This is a genomic window from Marispirochaeta aestuarii (genome assembly GCF_002087085.1).
In the GTDB taxonomy this organism is placed as follows: domain Bacteria; phylum Spirochaetota; class Spirochaetia; order JC444; family Marispirochaetaceae; genus Marispirochaeta; species Marispirochaeta aestuarii.
The window spans coordinates 114481-130349 of record NZ_MWQY01000001.1 but is presented as its reverse complement, the minus strand read 5'-3'; the positions used below and the strand labels follow the sequence as shown (position 1 = coordinate 130349).

General features: G+C 53.7%; 16 protein-coding genes. 12 read left to right on the top strand and 4 right to left on the bottom strand.

Annotation, left to right across the window (positions count from 1 at the left end; translation table 11 throughout):
- Positions 1-14 precede the first annotated feature (14 nt).
- The 4 genes from hisB (at position 15) to rlmN (ending at position 3277) form a co-directional block, all read left to right on the top strand.
- A complete protein-coding gene (gene hisB / locus B4O97_RS00675) occupies positions 15-605 on the top strand; it encodes an imidazoleglycerol-phosphate dehydratase HisB (protein WP_083047300.1) in 591 nt (196 codons plus the stop codon).
- A 126-nt stretch (positions 606-731) separates the two neighbouring features.
- Positions 732-1067, top strand: a complete 336-nt coding sequence (locus B4O97_RS00670; RefSeq protein ID WP_083047298.1) for a hypothetical protein — start codon at positions 732-734, stop codon at positions 1065-1067.
- A 7-nt stretch (positions 1068-1074) separates the two neighbouring features.
- Positions 1075-2214, top strand: a complete 1140-nt coding sequence (locus B4O97_RS00665; protein WP_083047296.1) for a tetratricopeptide repeat protein — start codon at positions 1075-1077, stop codon at positions 2212-2214.
- Between the two features lie 4 nt (positions 2215-2218).
- The gene (gene rlmN, locus B4O97_RS00660) at positions 2219-3277 is read left to right on the top strand and encodes a 23S rRNA (adenine(2503)-C(2))-methyltransferase RlmN (RefSeq protein WP_083047294.1); all 1059 of its coding nucleotides are present in this window, start codon (positions 2219-2221) and stop codon (positions 3275-3277) included.
- 12 nt (positions 3278-3289) lie between these two features.
- Here the strand turns inward: rlmN and B4O97_RS00655 are convergent, their stop codons facing one another.
- Entirely contained in the window at positions 3290-5086 is a 1797-nt protein-coding gene (locus tag B4O97_RS00655) for an alanine--tRNA ligase (protein ID WP_083047292.1), read from the bottom strand.
- 164 nt (positions 5087-5250) lie between these two features.
- On the opposite strand from B4O97_RS00655, the gene B4O97_RS00650 reads away from it, so the two are divergent.
- A complete protein-coding gene (locus tag B4O97_RS00650; protein ID WP_083047291.1) occupies positions 5251-6867 on the top strand; it encodes a histidine kinase dimerization/phosphoacceptor domain -containing protein in 1617 nt (538 codons plus the stop codon).
- Between the two features lie 5 nt (positions 6868-6872).
- Here B4O97_RS00650 and B4O97_RS00645 read toward each other — a convergent pair whose 3' ends face one another.
- Complete coding sequence (locus B4O97_RS00645; protein ID WP_083047289.1) at positions 6873-7079, bottom strand: hypothetical protein; 207 nt, start codon at positions 7077-7079, stop codon at positions 6873-6875.
- Between the two features lie 107 nt (positions 7080-7186).
- Here B4O97_RS00645 and B4O97_RS00640 point away from each other — a divergent pair, with 107 nt between their 5' ends.
- From B4O97_RS00640 to B4O97_RS00625, 4 genes are all read left to right on the top strand, one after another.
- Entirely contained in the window at positions 7187-8899 is a 1713-nt protein-coding gene (locus B4O97_RS00640; protein ID WP_158084080.1) for a LytS/YhcK type 5TM receptor domain-containing protein, read from the top strand.
- Between the two features lies 1 nt (position 8900).
- Positions 8901-9647, top strand: coding sequence for a LytR/AlgR family response regulator transcription factor (locus B4O97_RS00635; RefSeq protein ID WP_158084079.1), 747 nt, complete (start codon positions 8901-8903; stop codon positions 9645-9647).
- Between the two features lie 116 nt (positions 9648-9763).
- Positions 9764-11191, top strand: coding sequence for a carbon starvation CstA family protein (locus B4O97_RS00630; protein WP_083047283.1), 1428 nt, complete (start codon positions 9764-9766; stop codon positions 11189-11191).
- Positions 11192-11270: 79 nt separating this feature from the next.
- Positions 11271-11621 (top strand): cupin domain-containing protein, encoded by a 351-nt coding sequence (locus B4O97_RS00625; RefSeq protein WP_083047281.1) that lies wholly within the window; start codon positions 11271-11273, stop codon positions 11619-11621.
- Between the two features lie 4 nt (positions 11622-11625).
- Here B4O97_RS00625 and B4O97_RS00620 read toward each other — a convergent pair whose 3' ends face one another.
- Positions 11626-12789: a flagellar motor switch protein FliG gene (locus B4O97_RS00620; RefSeq protein ID WP_158084078.1), complete on the bottom strand. Its 1164-nt coding sequence runs from the start codon at positions 12787-12789 to the stop codon at positions 11626-11628.
- A gap of 38 nt (positions 12790-12827) precedes the next feature.
- A complete protein-coding gene (locus B4O97_RS00615) occupies positions 12828-13397 on the bottom strand; it encodes a tetratricopeptide repeat protein (RefSeq protein WP_083047277.1) in 570 nt (189 codons plus the stop codon).
- A gap of 170 nt (positions 13398-13567) precedes the next feature.
- On the opposite strand from B4O97_RS00615, the gene B4O97_RS00610 reads away from it, so the two are divergent.
- The 3 genes from B4O97_RS00610 (at position 13568) to prfA (ending at position 15864) form a co-directional block, all read left to right on the top strand.
- Positions 13568-13942 (top strand): DUF2141 domain-containing protein, encoded by a 375-nt coding sequence (locus tag B4O97_RS00610; RefSeq protein ID WP_158084077.1) that lies wholly within the window; start codon positions 13568-13570, stop codon positions 13940-13942.
- Entirely contained in the window at positions 13939-14529 is a 591-nt protein-coding gene (locus B4O97_RS00605) for a rhomboid family intramembrane serine protease (protein ID WP_319416750.1), read from the top strand. Before B4O97_RS00610 ends, B4O97_RS00605 begins: the two co-directional genes overlap by 4 nt.
- Positions 14530-14793: 264 nt before the next feature.
- On the top strand, positions 14794-15864 hold the full coding sequence (prfA, locus tag B4O97_RS00600; RefSeq protein WP_083047271.1) for a peptide chain release factor 1: 1071 nt from the start codon (positions 14794-14796) through the stop codon (positions 15862-15864).
- Positions 15865-15869: the final 5 nt, after the last annotated feature.

Sequence of the window (15869 nt, the reverse complement as noted above, 5' to 3'; positions counted from 1 at the left end):
AACAAGGAAGAGCCATGGAAACACGACGGATTACACAGGAACGCAACACAAAAGAGACCCGGATCAGACTGATCCTCGACCTCGACAGCCCGAAGGAGCCGCAGATCGATACCCCGGTTCCCTTCTTCAACCACATACTCAATTCCATGGCCTTTCACGGCGGATTCTTCCTTCAGATAAACGCATCGGGAGATATCGACGTGGATCCCCATCACCTTGTGGAGGATACGGGTCTGGTCCTGGGGGATGCCCTGAGAGAGGCTGTAATGAGCTACGGATCGATACAGCGTTTCGGCCACTCGGTAATCCCCATGGACGATGCCCTGAGTGAAGTTACCGTCGACGCCTCGGGCCGTCCCTTTCTCGTTTTCAATGCCGATTTTCCCCAGGAATACGCCGGCAGCTTTCCCCTCTGTCTGCTGAAGGAGTTCTTTACAGCCCTCTCCACCCGGGGAGGCCTTACTGTTCACGGCAGCTGCCGCTACGGAGACAACAGCCACCATATGGCGGAAGCCCTGTTCAAGGCTCTCGGAAAAGCCCTGGGACAGGCTTTTATCAGAAAACAGGGTAATCCTGCTTCCACAAAAGGTTCCCTTCACGAATAAGCCAGGACAGCTTTCAATTCACATGAATGTTTGGAGAATTTTGATTATTTTAATAGTTGTTTAGGCATATTATATTGATTTTGCCGTGTGATTTTACTATAGTAGGAAAAGCGGGTTTTGCCGTTGATGAATAAAGAGAAGGCACTTGAGCTTATACCGACAGACGGTTTTATTAAGGTAGCAACAGAAAAAAAGGTCCCCCTGGACAGTCGGGACCGTTCTGCACTTATTCGTAAAGGTAATGAAATGTTCAATCGCGGTGAGATTGAACTGGCAAAACGGATCTTTCTAACTACCAGTTATTCAGACGGCCTTATAAGAATCGGCCGGTATTATGAACAGCAGAATAGACATATTGACGCATTGCGTATGTACTGGATTGCTCCGGCTCCGGAAAAACGGGATGCTTTAATAGAAACAATGTCATCAATTGTACGTAAATGGTTAAAAGAAGAGGGGTAAACGATATATGAGCGACAATAACGAAGAAATCAGGGAGCTCACACCCGAAGAGCAGGCCGAAGAAGAGCGGCTGAACGAAATATCCGAACTCTCGAAACGAGGATATCAGCTTTTAAAAGAGAATCTCATCGAGGATGCCATTGTCTGTTTCAACAGGATCCTCGAAATGGACGATAACAATAACTATGCCCTGGTCGGACTGGGAGATGCAGCCCGGAAGAAAAACCGGCACAGGGACGCAATAAAATACTACCAGCAGTGTCTGGCCTCCCATCCGGGGAACAACTACGCCCTGTTCGGCCTGGCGGACTGCTACAAAGCCCTGCACCAGTATTCCAACGCCATCGACATCTGGGAGCGCTATCTGGAGCACGACTCCAGCAACGTTACCGTCCTGACCAGGGTCGCCGACGCCTACCGCAAAGTGCGGGACTTCCGCCGCTCCAAGGAAATCTACCTGAAGGTCCTGGAGATGGAAGAGAACAACCCTTATGCCCTGATAGGCCTCGGTCATCTGCACTATGACTTCCGGGAATACGAGGAAGCCCTGCAGTACTGGGAAAAGATGCTGGAAGTAAAGCAGGACGATGTTGATATCCGGGTCCTCACCTCTCTTGGAAACTGTCACCGCAAGCTGAAAACCTACGAAAAAGGGCTGGTCTATTTTGGCAAGGCCCTTGAACAGGAACCAAACAACTTCTACGCCCTCTTTGGAATGGCAGACTGCTACAGAGGACTGGACCGGCACGAAGAGTCCCTTGAGTACTGGCAGAGGATTTTGCAGAAGGACTCCCGGAACAAGGTTATTCTGACCCGCGCCGGGGACTCCTTCCGGCACCTGGGAGACTTTGACAAAGCCGAAGAATATTATCGTCGTGCCCTGAACATCGAGTTCGACGCCTACGCGATTCTTGGACTGGCCCTGATCAATAAGGCCCGGGGTAATTACCGGGAAGCCATTGACAGCCTTCAGGGCCTCCTGAAAAACGATCCCAAGAACCATCGACTCTATACCGAGATCGCCGATTGTCATCTTGAACTCGGGGAAAAAGAGAAGGCCCTGGAGGTTCTGACCAGTTTCCAGCGCCTGGGCATTCGTAACGCCTACGTTTCCAATATGCTGGATACCCTGCGCCTGGGCAGATAAGCCCGTGCAATCCCTGCTTGCCCTTCTGCCCCGGGAAATCTCCGGGGTCCTTGCTTCGGAACCGGCGTTCCGGGGTCGTCAGATCTTTTCCTGGATCCACCAGAAAAATGTCAGAAGCTTCGGCGAAATGACGGACCTGCCGAAGCCCCTCAGACAGAAACTGGAAACTGAGCACACAATTCTGACTTCTCATGTCGACCTTGTTGAAGAGGCAGACGACGGCACTGTCAAAATCCGCCTGAAACTCGGCGACGGCTCCCTTATCGAGGCCGTCCTCCTGCGGGACGCCGGGGACCGGGTGACAGCCTGTCTCTCAACCCAGGTGGGCTGCGCCATGGGCTGCCGCTTCTGCAAGACCGCCACCATGGGCTTTATCCGCAACCTCGATGCAGGGGAAATAATAGAACAGCTCTACCTCCTCGAGGAGACCGCAGGGGGCAAAAGCATCGACAACATCGTTTTTATGGGAATGGGCGAGCCCTTCAATAACTATGACGAGCTGTCAAAGACAATCAGGATCCTGACCCATCCGGAAGGCCGGAACATGGGGCAGCGGCGCATTACCATCAGCACCTCCGGGCTCGTTGAAGGAATCAGTCGCCTGGTACAGGAACATCCCCAGGTTCGCCTGGCAGTCAGCCTTGTAAGTGCGGAGCCAGTAATCCGGAAAGAACTTATGCCCGTGGAAATCAGGAACCCCCTCCCCCGGCTGAAAGAGGCTCTCCTGGAATACCAGAAGGCCGGAGGGCGAAGAATAACCCTTGAATATGTACTGTTGAAGAATATAAATGACCGAAAAGAAGACCCCGGACTGATCAGAAAATTCGCCAATGGCCTGCGCTGCAATATAAACCTGATTCCCTGGAACCCCGCAGAGGGCATGCCGCCGGTAAACCTGCCGGAAAAAGGGAGCCTCCCCCTGGAGGAACCGGACAGCGGCAGGCTTGACTGGTTTCAGAAAGAACTTGAAAAGCTGGGACTCACGGTCGTCCTCCGCCACCGTAAGGGCCGGGGTGTAAACGCGGCCTGCGGTCAGCTGGCGACGAAGGGGAAGAAAGAATAGCGACCTCTTTCCCTACTCCACCGACTCCAGCACGGCCCGAATCCGCCGAACCCCGGCGGAAGAGGACTGTTCCTTCTGAATCCTGAAGTGCCCCAGTTCTCCCAGATGGCTTACATGGGGGCCGCCGCAGACCTCTTTTGAATAGTCTCCCATGGTGTAGACCTTGACCTTTTCCTCGTACTTGTCGCCGAAGAAAGCCAGGGCGCCGGCCTTTTGGGCCTGCTCCAGGGTCATAACCTCCATGGTAACCGGCAGGTCCCGCCGGATCTGTTCGTTGACCATGTCCTCCACGGCCCTGATCTCTTCCGGACTCATCTTGTCTGGATGGGAAAAGTCGAAGCGCAGCCGTTCCGGAGTTATGTTGGACCCTTTCTGGCTGACGTGCTCGCCCAGGACCGTACGCAGGGCCTTGTGCAGCAGGTGGGTTGCGGTGTGCAGCCGGGTAGTCAGTTCGGACTGGTCGGCAAGCCCTCCCTTGAAGGTCTTTTCCGCACCTTTCTTGGAGGCCTCCTGGTGCTTGGCGAAGGCCGCGTCAAATCCTTCCCTGTCGACAGAAAATCCGTGCTCGGCTGCGAGCTCTTCTGTGATCTCCACGGGAAAGCCGTAGGTATCATAGAGCTTGAAGGCGAGACGTCCGGGAATCTGCTTCTTCGGGTTCTTCTCAAGGCTCGGAAGAAGCTTTTCGAACTCGTGTTCACCCTTCTGCAGGGTCTTGAGGAATTTCTCCTCCTCGGAAGTGAGCTCTTTGAGGATAAAGTCCATCTTCTCCGCCAGTTCGGGATAGACCTCCCGGTACATATCAATCACGATCCGGGCCGGTTGAGAGAGAAATGCCCCCTCTATGCCAAGCTTCCGGCCGTGCCTGCTTGCCCGGCGAATCAGTCTTCGCAGGATGTATCCCTGTCCCAGGTTGGAAGGGGTGACTCCCCTGGGGTCGCCGATAATAAATGTTGCGGTCTTTACATGGTCTGCAATGATACGGATAGAGGTATCCGCCTCGTCTCCTCCACCGTAGGCGATGCCGGATATCCGGGTAATCTCTTCGATGATGGGCGTAAAGAGCTCGGTCTCATACACCGAGGCCTTACCCTGAAGAATCGTTATGGTCCGTTCGATTCCCATGCCGGTATCAACGCATTTCCGCTGCAGTTTTGCATATGTACCGTCGGCCTGCTTGTTGTACTGCATGAACACGTCGTTCCATACCTCGAAGTACTTCCCGCAGTGGCAGCCTGGCCGGCAGTCCGGGCCGCAGGCCTCCCTGCCGGTGTCCATGAACATCTCGCTGTCGGGGCCGCAGGGTCCCGTCTGGCCGGCGGGCCCCCACCAGTTGTCTTCTTTCGGCAGATAGTAAATGCGCTCTTCGGGAATTCCCAGGGAACGCCATACAGATGCGGACTCATCGTCCCGGGGGGCATCATCGTCTCCGGCAAACACCGTTACACTCAGCTTGTCCGGGCTGATTCCCAGCCATTCCGGAGAGGTGAGAAACTCGTAACTCATCCGTATGGCCTCATCCTTGAAATAATCCCCCAGGGACCAGTTTCCCAGCATCTCGAAAAAGGTAAGATGACTGGGATCCCCCACAGCGTCTATGTCGCCGGTTCGGATACACTTCTGCACATCCGTCAGCCGGGTTCCCGCCGGATGGGGCTCACCAAGGATGTAGGGTACAAGAGGGTGCATCCCGGCGGTGGTAAAGAGAACGGTGGGATCGTTCTCGGGTATTAGACTTGCGCCGGAAATAACGGCATGGCCGTGGCGCCTGAAGAAATCAAGATATTTGCTTCGTAGTTCATTGCCTGTCATAGGATTAGCATAGTACCGTCGAACTCGAAGGGGTGTCAAGATTTATCGAATCTTCCGGTATTCCACCTGTTTGTAAAAATGCCGTAAACAGCTATACTATAAGATATATTCTGCTGTCGGATACGGGTATTCGCCGGTACAACTGCGACTGCGAAAGGAAACAAATGACTGCGGCACAAAAAACAATCCTCCTTGTAGAAGATGAAGTCCTGGTGGCTGCAAGTCAGAAACTGACCCTCGAGGAGTACGGTTTTGCGGTCATACCGGCAAACAGCGGGGCACAGGCCATTGAATGCATAAAAAGGGACCCTTCAATAAATATGGTCCTTATGGATATCGATCTGGGACCGGGAAAACCGGATGGCACCGGAACCGCAGAAAAGATCCTGACCTTACGGGATCTTCCCATAATCTTCTGTACCAATCACGCGGAAAAGGAGATGGTAGACCAGGTGCGGGGAATCGCCAGGTACGGCTATGTTCTCAAGTACGCCGGCGAGTTCGTTTTGATTGAATCCATAAACATGGCCTTCGAATTGTTTGAAACCCAGAGCCAGCTGAAAAAGGAGAACGCCCGGAAGGAATCCGCCGAAGGGGCCGCGAATGAGCAGCTCAGGAATATCAGGTTCCTTGCCGACACGGCAGTTCAGTTCATAGACACCGCGGTGGACCGGAACATCTACAGGTACATAGGCGAATGCCTTCACACCCTGGTCCCGGAGGCATACATCACGGTTAACTCGGTTAACCAGAACGAGGGGGTTCTGACCACGGAGGCCCTGCTGGGGGTGGGAAACAGGTACGACAGGCTGATTTCCATAATGGGTCTCAATCCCGTCGGAAATACCTACAGGGTGGATTCATCCATATTTGAACTTGCAGGCGGAAAACTCGAAGAGTTCTCCGGGGGACTCCATGAGCTGACCTTCGGGGGAATTCCCAAAAGGGTCTGCAGCGCCCTGGAAAGTTTTTTTCAGATAGGCAGTATATACGGAATGGCCTTTATGGTGGACAAACAGATATATGCGACCTCCACATTCCTCATGAAAAGGGGGAACACCATAAAGAACAGCGAAACCATAGAGGCTTTCGTACGACAGGCAAGCATTGCACTGAAGAGACAGAAAATTGAGGAGGATCTGCGGAACAGCAGACAGGAGCTCCAGAACCTGCTCAGGGAAAAGGAACTGCTTCTCCAGGAAACCCACCATCGCATAAAGAACAACATGAACATGATCCACAGCCTGCTGTCAATTCAGTCCCGCTCCCTGGAAGACAAAAACAGCCGGAATATTCTCAAGGATGCTGCCGGCAGGCTGCAGACCATGATGCTGCTCTACGAACAGCTGTACCGTTCGGAGAACTATCGTGAACTCAATGCAAATGATTTCATCCCTCCCCTGGTACAGAGAATAGCGGATTCCTTTCCGCCGAGACCCGGTATAAACTGCTCCGTTGATGTGGAGAATCTGAAAATAAAGCCAAAGGTCATGACTCCTCTTGGGATTATTATTACCGAACTGATTACAAATTCCATGAAACACGCATTCAACGAAACTCCGGAGGGGCAGATCAGGCTGAAGGTGTCGAAAGGAGGCGATTCATCACTGAGACTTGTTTACAGGGACAACGGATCCGGATTGCCTGAGCATATTAAAACAGAAAAGGGTTCCGGGCTTGGCCTCAAACTGATTGACGCCCTTGTCCGTCAATTGGATGGTTCGCTGGAAATAGAGAACACGCGCGGCGTAAAGATTACTATTACCTGCAAAGCGGGCTGAGGAGCCTATTCTCCTCTGTCTTCGGCTTCCAGGTAGCGGATTACCGTTAATAAATCGAGATATCCCATGTCCACAGCTATTTCGCCAAAGAGACGCTTATCGCCATTCTTCTGCATCTGCAGTACCTGATCAACCTGCTCTCTGCTTAATTCTCCCTGCTGAACCAGAGCCTGTCCTATGGGGACGGAGAAAAACTCACCGCTGCTGACCATATCAAAGAACCTCCAGTTAAAAACGTATGGGCACCTTCAAATACTACTATAGAAGATTGATGCTTGAGAAGCCTTTGTCTTTGTTGTATTCTGACCCCGGTAATTCTATGCACTTCGATAATCAGGTAATCATACTGCTGCGCAATCTGGTAAGCCAGGGAGGCTTGATTCTCTTTTTCGCCTTTTTACTGACCAGAATACGCGGTCTTAAAAGAATGGTTCTTGCTACCAGTCCCAGGCCTCGTGAGATCATCGTACTTCTTCTCTTTTTTTCCGGCATCGGTATTCTGGGCACATACACGGGAATTCCGATAATGGGAGCCCTGGCGAATGCCCGGGTAGTGGGAGTTTTTGTGGGGGGACTTCTGGGAGGTCCTCTGGTGGGGATCACAGCAGGAATACTGGCGGGGTTCCATCGCTGGTCCATCGATATCGGAGGTTTCACCTCCGTGGCATGCATGGTGTCCACCATTACCGAAGGGCTTATCGCCGGATTCCTGAGTCCCCGTTTTCGCAGGGCGGAGAACAAATGGCTCTTCGCCGCCCGATGGGGGGCCACGGCGGAACTGGTGCAGATGCTCCTGATACTTCTGATCGCCAGACCTTTTGCAGAAGCCCTGCAGCTTGTCCAGATAATAGCCGTTCCCATGGTTCTGGGAAACGCCGTGGGCATCGGTATGTTCATCGCGGTTTCGGAGGATGCCTTCCGCGAAGAAGAACGTATCGCCGTCAGGCAGTCGCACCGGGTCCTGGCAACCGCACGGGAGACTACCGAATTCCTGCGTTCAGGATTCACACCGGAGACGGCCGCAATAGCGGCGTCAATTATCCTGAAAAACCTCAAGGTCTCTGCAGTCTCCCTGACGAACAGGGAAAAATGCCTCGCCCACAAGGGCGCCGGCGAGAACCATCATAAAGCCCTGGAACCCCTTCGAACAAACCTGACCCGTGAGGTTATTCAGAGCGGGTCATACCGCGTGGCCGGCACGAAGGAGGAGATAGGCTGCTCGGAAGAGGGCTGCCCCCTGAGTTCCGCGGTAATTGTGCCTCTGAAGGTCAAGGGAGAGACCGTCGGGACCCTCAAGCTCTATCGTACCGGTCGCAGAACGGTCAACTCCGTGGATACGGAGGTTGCCCTGGGACTGGCCACCCTCTTTTCCACCCAGATCGAGGTCAGTGAACTCCAGCGGCAGTCGGAGCTGCTGGCAACGGCGGAGCTGCAGGCCCTGCAAAGCCAGATCAGACCCCATTTTCTTTTCAATGCCCTTACAACCATAACATCCCTCATCCGGACCAAACCCCGGCAGGCCCGGGAGCTCCTGATCTCCTTGAGCGAACTGTTGCGACGCTCGCTGAAAAAGCCGGAAAATCACATTCCCCTGGAAGAGGAGCTCCGGTACATCCGTTCCTATCTGGAAATAGAAAAAAGCCGCTTCGGCGACAAGCTCAGCATAGAATATGCCGTGGAGGCCCCCGAGAACACCCTGCTTCCGCCCCTGACCCTGCAGCCGATTGTGGAGAATGCCGTCAAGCACGGGATAGCAGGCAAACTTCAGGGAGGGAAAATACGGCTCTCCGCCTGGCGTCAGGGGGAGTCGATCTGTTTTGAGGTCCGGGACGACGGTGTCGGAATGAATCCCGAAAAACTCAAACGGGCCCTGAATCCTGGAGATACCAGCGACAGCATCGGGCTGCGGAATGTAAACGAACGTCTGGAGTATCTCTACGGCAGCGGGCTCATGATAAGCAGTGTTCCGGGAGAAGGCACCACCGTGGGCTTTGCCGTTCCTGCGCCGGCCACAGCGTCCGTGGGAGCCTGAGGTGCGGGTACTCATCGTCGACGACGAACCCCTGGCCAGGGAGGAGATACGCTTTCTCCTGGAAGAGGCAGGCGGCATGACGATAGTGGGAGAAGGTGAAAACGGCTTCGCCGCCCTTGAACTGTCCCGGGAACTGAAACCGGACCTGGTGTTTCTGGACATTCAGATGCCCGGTAAAAACGGAATCGAAGCGGCCAGGGAAATACTCCGGCTGGAAAACCCTCCCACGATAATCTTCCAGACCGCCTATGACGAGTTTGCCCTTCAGGCCTTCGAAGTCCATGCCCTGGACTATCTGGTAAAACCCGTCTCCCAGGAACGCCTCAATAAAACCCTGAAACGGGTAAAAACCCGCCAGCCCTCGGTGGAGGATCTGGAACGCCTTATAAGCCGTCTCCATGCACCTGTACAGGCGGACCATAAACCCCTGCCCCTGTACGCCGGTGAGACTATCGTACCCCTTAAGCAGCAGGATATTATCTTTGTGGAAGCCCGGGGAAGGGAGGTCCGTATTGTCAGCAACAGGGGCGAGTTCTTCTACCACGGCACCTTCTGGCAGATCGAGGAGCAGCTGACCCACCCGGACTTTCTCCATTGTCACCGCAGTTATATTGTAAACATATCCCTGGTGGAACGCATTGATCTGTGGGTCAACAATACCTTTATGCTCCGCCTGGCAGGAACTGCAGAGATGATACCCGTCTCCCGGAGCCACATCGGGGAGTTTCGCAAGCGACTGAACCTGTAAATCACCGCAGGCAAGGCATTTCATGCCGGAATTTCGGCATTTCATGCCCCCGTCCCCCACAATCCTGAAAACAGACAGTAGGATGCCTCAAATTCCAACTTCAAGGAGGTTATCGAATGATAAGCTTTCTTCTCTCCCTGGCCGTTTTGATCGGGGGCTACTTTGTCTACGGCGCCTTTGTCGACAAGGTATTCGGCGTGGATCCCTCCAGAAAGACCCCCGCCCTGACCAGAGCCGACGGCATCGATTATGTGGAGCTTCCCTGGTATAAGATCTTCCTTATACAGCTCCTGAACATTGCAGGCCTCGGACCGATTTTCGGCGCCATCATGGGAGCCCTCTTCGGGCCCGCCGCCTTTCTCTGGATCGTGCTTGGTACCATCTTCGCCGGTGGAGTTCACGACTACTTTTCCGGAATGCTTTCCATCCGGCACGACGGAAAAAGTGTTGCGGAAATCGTCGGGTTTTACCTGGGCGACAAGATCCGGATGGTAATGCGGGTATTTTCCGTCGTCCTGCTGGTACTGGTAGGTACGGTATTCATGTACGGACCCGCGGGACTTCTCGCGAACCTGGGAATGGGTGGAATATTCGCCCAGAAGAGCTTCTGGCTCGTACTGATCCTGGCCTATTATTTCCTTGCCACCATCATTCCGGTGGATAAGGTAATCGGCCGCCTGTACCCGCTTTTCGGAGCGGTTCTCCTGATTATGGCAATCGGAATCGGAGGAGCTCTCATCTTCGGTGCCATGCCGATACCCGAGATCTCCCTTTCCAACATGCACCCGAAAGGGCTCTCCATGTGGCCCATGCTTTTTATCACCATAGCCTGCGGCGCTATTTCCGGCTTCCACTCAACCCAGTCGCCCATCATGTCCCGTTGTCTCCCCAATGAGAAGTACGGTCGCAGGGTTTTCTACGGCGCCATGGTGGGTGAAGGCATAATCGCACTGATCTGGGCAGCTGCCGCCATGACATTCTTTGACGGAGGCATTGCGGGTCTCCAGGCTACCCTGGCGGAGGGAGGCACCGGCCTCGTGGTCAACCGCGTATCCATCGGGCTTCTCGGCACAATAGGCGGAATTCTTGCCATTCTGGGTGTTATAGCCTGTCCCATTACCTCCGGCGACACCGCCTTCCGTTCCGCACGGCTTACCATCGCCGACTCCATCAATCTGGACCAGGCCCCCATAAAAAGCAGGCTCCTCCTGGCGATCCCGCTTCTGGGTGTCGGGTTTATCCTGACCTTCATCGACTTCTCGATTATCTGGCGCTACTTCGCCTGGTCGAACCAGACCCTGGCCACCATCGTCCTCTGGGCTGCCGCTGCATACCTGGCAGTAAACAGACGCTTTCACTGGCTGGCCACAGCTCCTGCAACCTTCATGACCGCTGTGGTTACAACCTATATACTCCAGGCCCCGGAGGGACTCCGGCTTCCCACAACAATCTCCTATCCTGTGGGACTGATTGCGGCCGCAGCGCTGCTTACCCTCTTCCTGCTGAAACTGCCCAAAAAAGAAGCTCTGGCTCCCGTTCAGTAGCCCGATTCATCGGCACTCATTTTACCCCCGCTGCAGGCGGGGGTATATTTTTGCCCTGTGCACTGGTATAGTATTTTGTATGGATGCACTACAGAACTGGAAGGCCTTTTTCAATGCCGAAGAGATGCGCAAGGAAGTTGTAGAGGGAGATGTAGTCCGGTACATCTACACGGGTAAACACCTGCAGGTGGTTGAGTACCATTTTCCGCCGAACAAGAGCTTTCCCGCTCACAGCCACGATGCCCACGAACAGATGGGCTATGTGGTATCGGGAAAAGCCTGTTTTACCGTCAACGGAGTAACAAAAGATCTGTTTCCGGGGGACTGGTATCATGCGCCCATCGGGATCGAACATGAAGTCAGAATATACGATGAGCCGACAGTCCTGCTGGATTTTTTCTCTCCCCCCAGGGACGATCTCAGGGGCTGAGGATCTATACCAGCTGGTCCCGGTCCACAAAATGGACCAGACCCTGGTCCGAAAGGCGCATAAGATAATCAAGAAACTCCCGGGCCGCTTCGTCAGCCTCGCGCCGGGGAATCGAACCCAGGTGCAGGATTTCCTCTTCCACCATCTGTCTGCGCCGGGCGGAGAGATTATGCAGGACCTTTTCACTTACCCGCATATCCCGCCCTTTGAGCATTCTGGCGATTTCCTCGTCGGGATGAGTCCGGAGAACGTCCTGAAGCTCCTTGTCATCCACATTCAACAGAAGATCCAGGGTGTATACCTTCTCCTTGATCTCTTTTCCAAGTTCGGGATTTGCCTCTTCAATCCCCCTGAGCAGCCGGTCCTCATGGTCAAGGGAAAGGTGTTTCAGGATCGCCGCCAGGGTTGAAGGACCGTCGACCTCCTGGGTAACGACCTTGCCCATGGACCTGATCTTCTCCCGCAGGGCTGTCTGCATCCTGTCCAGGGCGTCGTTGTCCACCTTGTCCATTCGTCCCAGCCTTCGTACAACCTCTACCCTGGTGGTGACGGGGAGGGATTTCAATACCGCGGAGGATTTTTTTGCCGACAAAAAACGCAGGACCAGGGCAATAACCCGCGGACTCTCCTTTTTCAGCAGGGTGGTAATCTGATGCGCCTCGTACTCTTCAAGAAACGAAAAAGGCCTCTCTCCGCCGAAGGGCACTACCTTTTTGAGGATCTGATCGGCCTTCTCTTTTCCGAAGGAGGCGGTCAGAATGGCGGATGCTACATCCACACCTCCGGTGGATGTATGGGGAGGAATTTTCAGGAACCCGAATTCCTTTAAAAGACTTTTCGCCTCCTCCGATGAAACAGACCGGACCTCCGCCATAGCTGCGGAAATCCTCAGGAGTTCGTCCTCGGAAAAATGTCGCATTATCTTTGCAGCATCGTCCTTGTCAAGCAGCAAAAGGAATTTTGCCGCCTTCTGCACACCATCCCCGTCTTTTACGGTTTTCAGGAGTCCCTGTGGTTTTAGTGAGGGTTTATTTCCGCTCGTCTGCGTCCCGCCGCCGGTATTGTCCGGGGAACCGTCAAACTGTGCCCAGTTCACGGGGCGTACAAGCGGTTTTTTATCAGCCTTGCCGGAATCCCCGCCGTAGGCCCGGGATATTTTGCGCCGCATATCCATACACAGAATAGTATCAGCCCCTTGAACAAGGGTCAACGAAGACGTGTTTTTCTCAGCAGCTCCAGATCCTTCCGTATGGTCGATTCCAGCTCCTCCGGCAGATAGTCCTGAAGAAGCTCAGTGAGGATCTCCTCGGCTTCATCGAGGCGCCCGGTTTTCTGACAGGCCGCTGCATAGGCATAGGCAGTTTTATAATCGAAGAGGTTCATTACATGGGCCTTTTTCAGATTCTCATAGCCCTCTTCCTTCATATCGATGGCGAGCTGTGCCAGACCGAGATTACGGTAAATGGAAGGTGCTTCGGAACGCAGGGAGACCGCCCGGGTAAGCAGTTCCAGGGCCTTGTAATAGGCCTTCTGTCGGTAAAAAGCGCAGCCCAGGCCTTCCAGTGCCTCTGCATCTTCAGGATAAAGGTCAAGATAATAGTAGAGGGTCTTTTCCGCCTCCTCATTGCGCCCGAGTTCGGTATACGCAATGCCGAGATTCCTGAGGGCATCCGGATCCTTCGGGTCTTCATACAGCACCTGCAGAAAGACCTCCTTCGCTTCTTCATAGCGGCCGTTTTGCAGCAGACTCAAACCTTTCTGGACAGTGGGAGTCACATACCCCTCCTTTCAGCAGAATAATCCATACCACTAAAGTAACAATAAAAGATCCCTTCGGCATCAGTTGGAAGCCTATATTTAATATGGTAAACTTTTCATATATGCAATCGCAAGAAAAAACCGGATTTTTCTTCCTTCTGGTCCTCTTGTGCTTCCCTGTCCTCCGGATGGAAGCAGAGAAACTTTACACCGTTACCGGAAGCATCACAAGCAGCCGGCCTGGAACAGTCTACCTGCAGATAGTCGACGAGGCCGGTTTCAACGAAGAGGAGACCGGATTTTTCCGTGGAGCGATAATCGAGATCAGTTCGCCCGATGAATCACCAGGCCTGTTTACACTGGAGAATATCCCTCCCGGTACATACGGTATCCGGTCTTTCCTTGACACCAATGGCAACGGGAAAATCGACTTTTCCCTGAGGGGAATAGAGCCCTGGGGCACCTACCGTCCGGTACGCCCCTTCATGAGGGGGCCTCGATTCAGGGAAATCGCCTTTTTCCTTGACGGAAATCTTGAGGATATAGAGGTTATTTTGAAATGATGCGCATTCGATACAACGCCCCCGTAACACTGACCTTTGCACTTCTGGCCACAACGGTACTTCTTTTTGACACAGTCACCCGGTCAAATCTCACCCTGCTCCTCTTTACCGCCCTGCCCCGGGGGAATTTTGATTTTGCAAATCCCCTGGCCTATGTCCGGCTGATAAGTCACATAGTCGGTCACCTGGGATGGGAGCATCTTCTAAGCAACTTTGCCATAATCCTCCTGATCGGCCCGATCCTGGAAGAAAAACACGGATCCCTGCGTCTTTTATGGATGATATTCTTTACTGCCCTGGTAACCGGACTGGTGAATACCCTCTTTTTCCATACCGCCCTTCTGGGTGCCTCCAGTATTGTCTTCATGATGATCATCCTGGTTTCCTTTACAAATGTAAGAAACGGCGATATTCCCCTGACCTTTATACTGGTTGTAATCCTTTATCTTGTAAAAGAGATTATCCTCATCACCGCCGCCGATGATGTATCCCAGACAGCCCATATTCTCGGTGGTATCTGCGGTTCTCTTTTCGGTTTCGGCGGGGGAAGAAGCGGAAGAACCGCAGCGGAACCTGAGACAGAATAGCGGTAAGGCCTTTCTGGTCCTGGCGGAAAAAACAACTCTTTACTGCCTTCTTCCAGAAATAGAATGAATTTGCTATTCTATACCTGTGAAGGTTGAAATAAACAACAGGGAAAACGGAGCCTGTCCCCTCTGTGTCAGAAACGGGAGCTGTGTGCTTCAAAAGACAATACGCCGGTCCCTGCAGGACTATGACGGCCAGCGAAATCACGAAATGGAACTGGTGATCTATACCTGTCCCAGGTTCAAGGAGAAAGCCTAAAGCCTATGTTCGATAAACTTGAAGAGTACGTTCTTCGGCACAAGGAACTCGAGACCCTTATCTCTGATCCCGACGTAATGAAGGATATCCGCCGCTACCGGGAGCTGATGCAGGAACATTCGCATGTAAGCGAGCTGGTTGACACATACAAGGGATACCTCGCTGTTGAGCAGGAGCACAGGGACGCCAGGGAACTGGCCGCAAAGGAGACGGACCCGGAAATGCGGGAGATGGCCAAAGAGGAGGTCGCCCGGCTCGAGGAACAGCTTGAAAAACTCACCCAGGAGCTCAAGCTCCTTATAATTCCCCGGGACCCCCTGGATTCCAAGAACATCATCATGGAAATTCGTGCGGGAACAGGGGGCGACGAGGCCGCCCTCTTCGCGGCGGATCTCTACCGCATGTACAGCCGTTTTGCCGAAGACAGAAAATGGAAAATTGAAATAATGGAAGCCAACCAGATGGAACTGGGGGGATTCAAGGAGATTGTGTTCTCCGTAAGCGGAAAGAACGTCTACGAAAACCTGCGGTATGAAAGCGGCGTCCACAGGGTCCAGCGGGTACCTGCCACCGAATCCGGGGGGAGGATTCACACCTCCGCGGTCACCGTGGCGGTTCTCCCCGAAGCGGAAGAGACGGACATCGAGGTTCAGGAGAGCGATCTGCGCATTGATACCTTCCGTGCCCAGGGTGCGGGAGGACAGCACGTAAACACCACCGATTCGGCAGTAAGGATTACCCACATCCCCACCGGACTTGTGGTCTCCTGCCAGGATGAAAAATCCCAGCATAAAAACCGCGACAAGGCCCTCAAGGTACTGCGGGCCAGGCTGTTTGAAGCGGAGGAAGCCCGCAAAGCCGCCGAGCGTTCGGCGACCCGGAAAAACCAGATCGGGTCGGGGGACCGCTCGGAGCGTATACGGACCTACAACTTTCCCCAGAACCGTCTGACAGACCACCGCATCAATCTGACTCTGTATAAGCTCGATTCCATCATTCAGGGAGATCTGGAAGAACTTCTGGAAACCCTGAAGGTCAGCGCCCGGGAGGAGATGCTCAAGGGTATCGCCTCCTAAAGAAA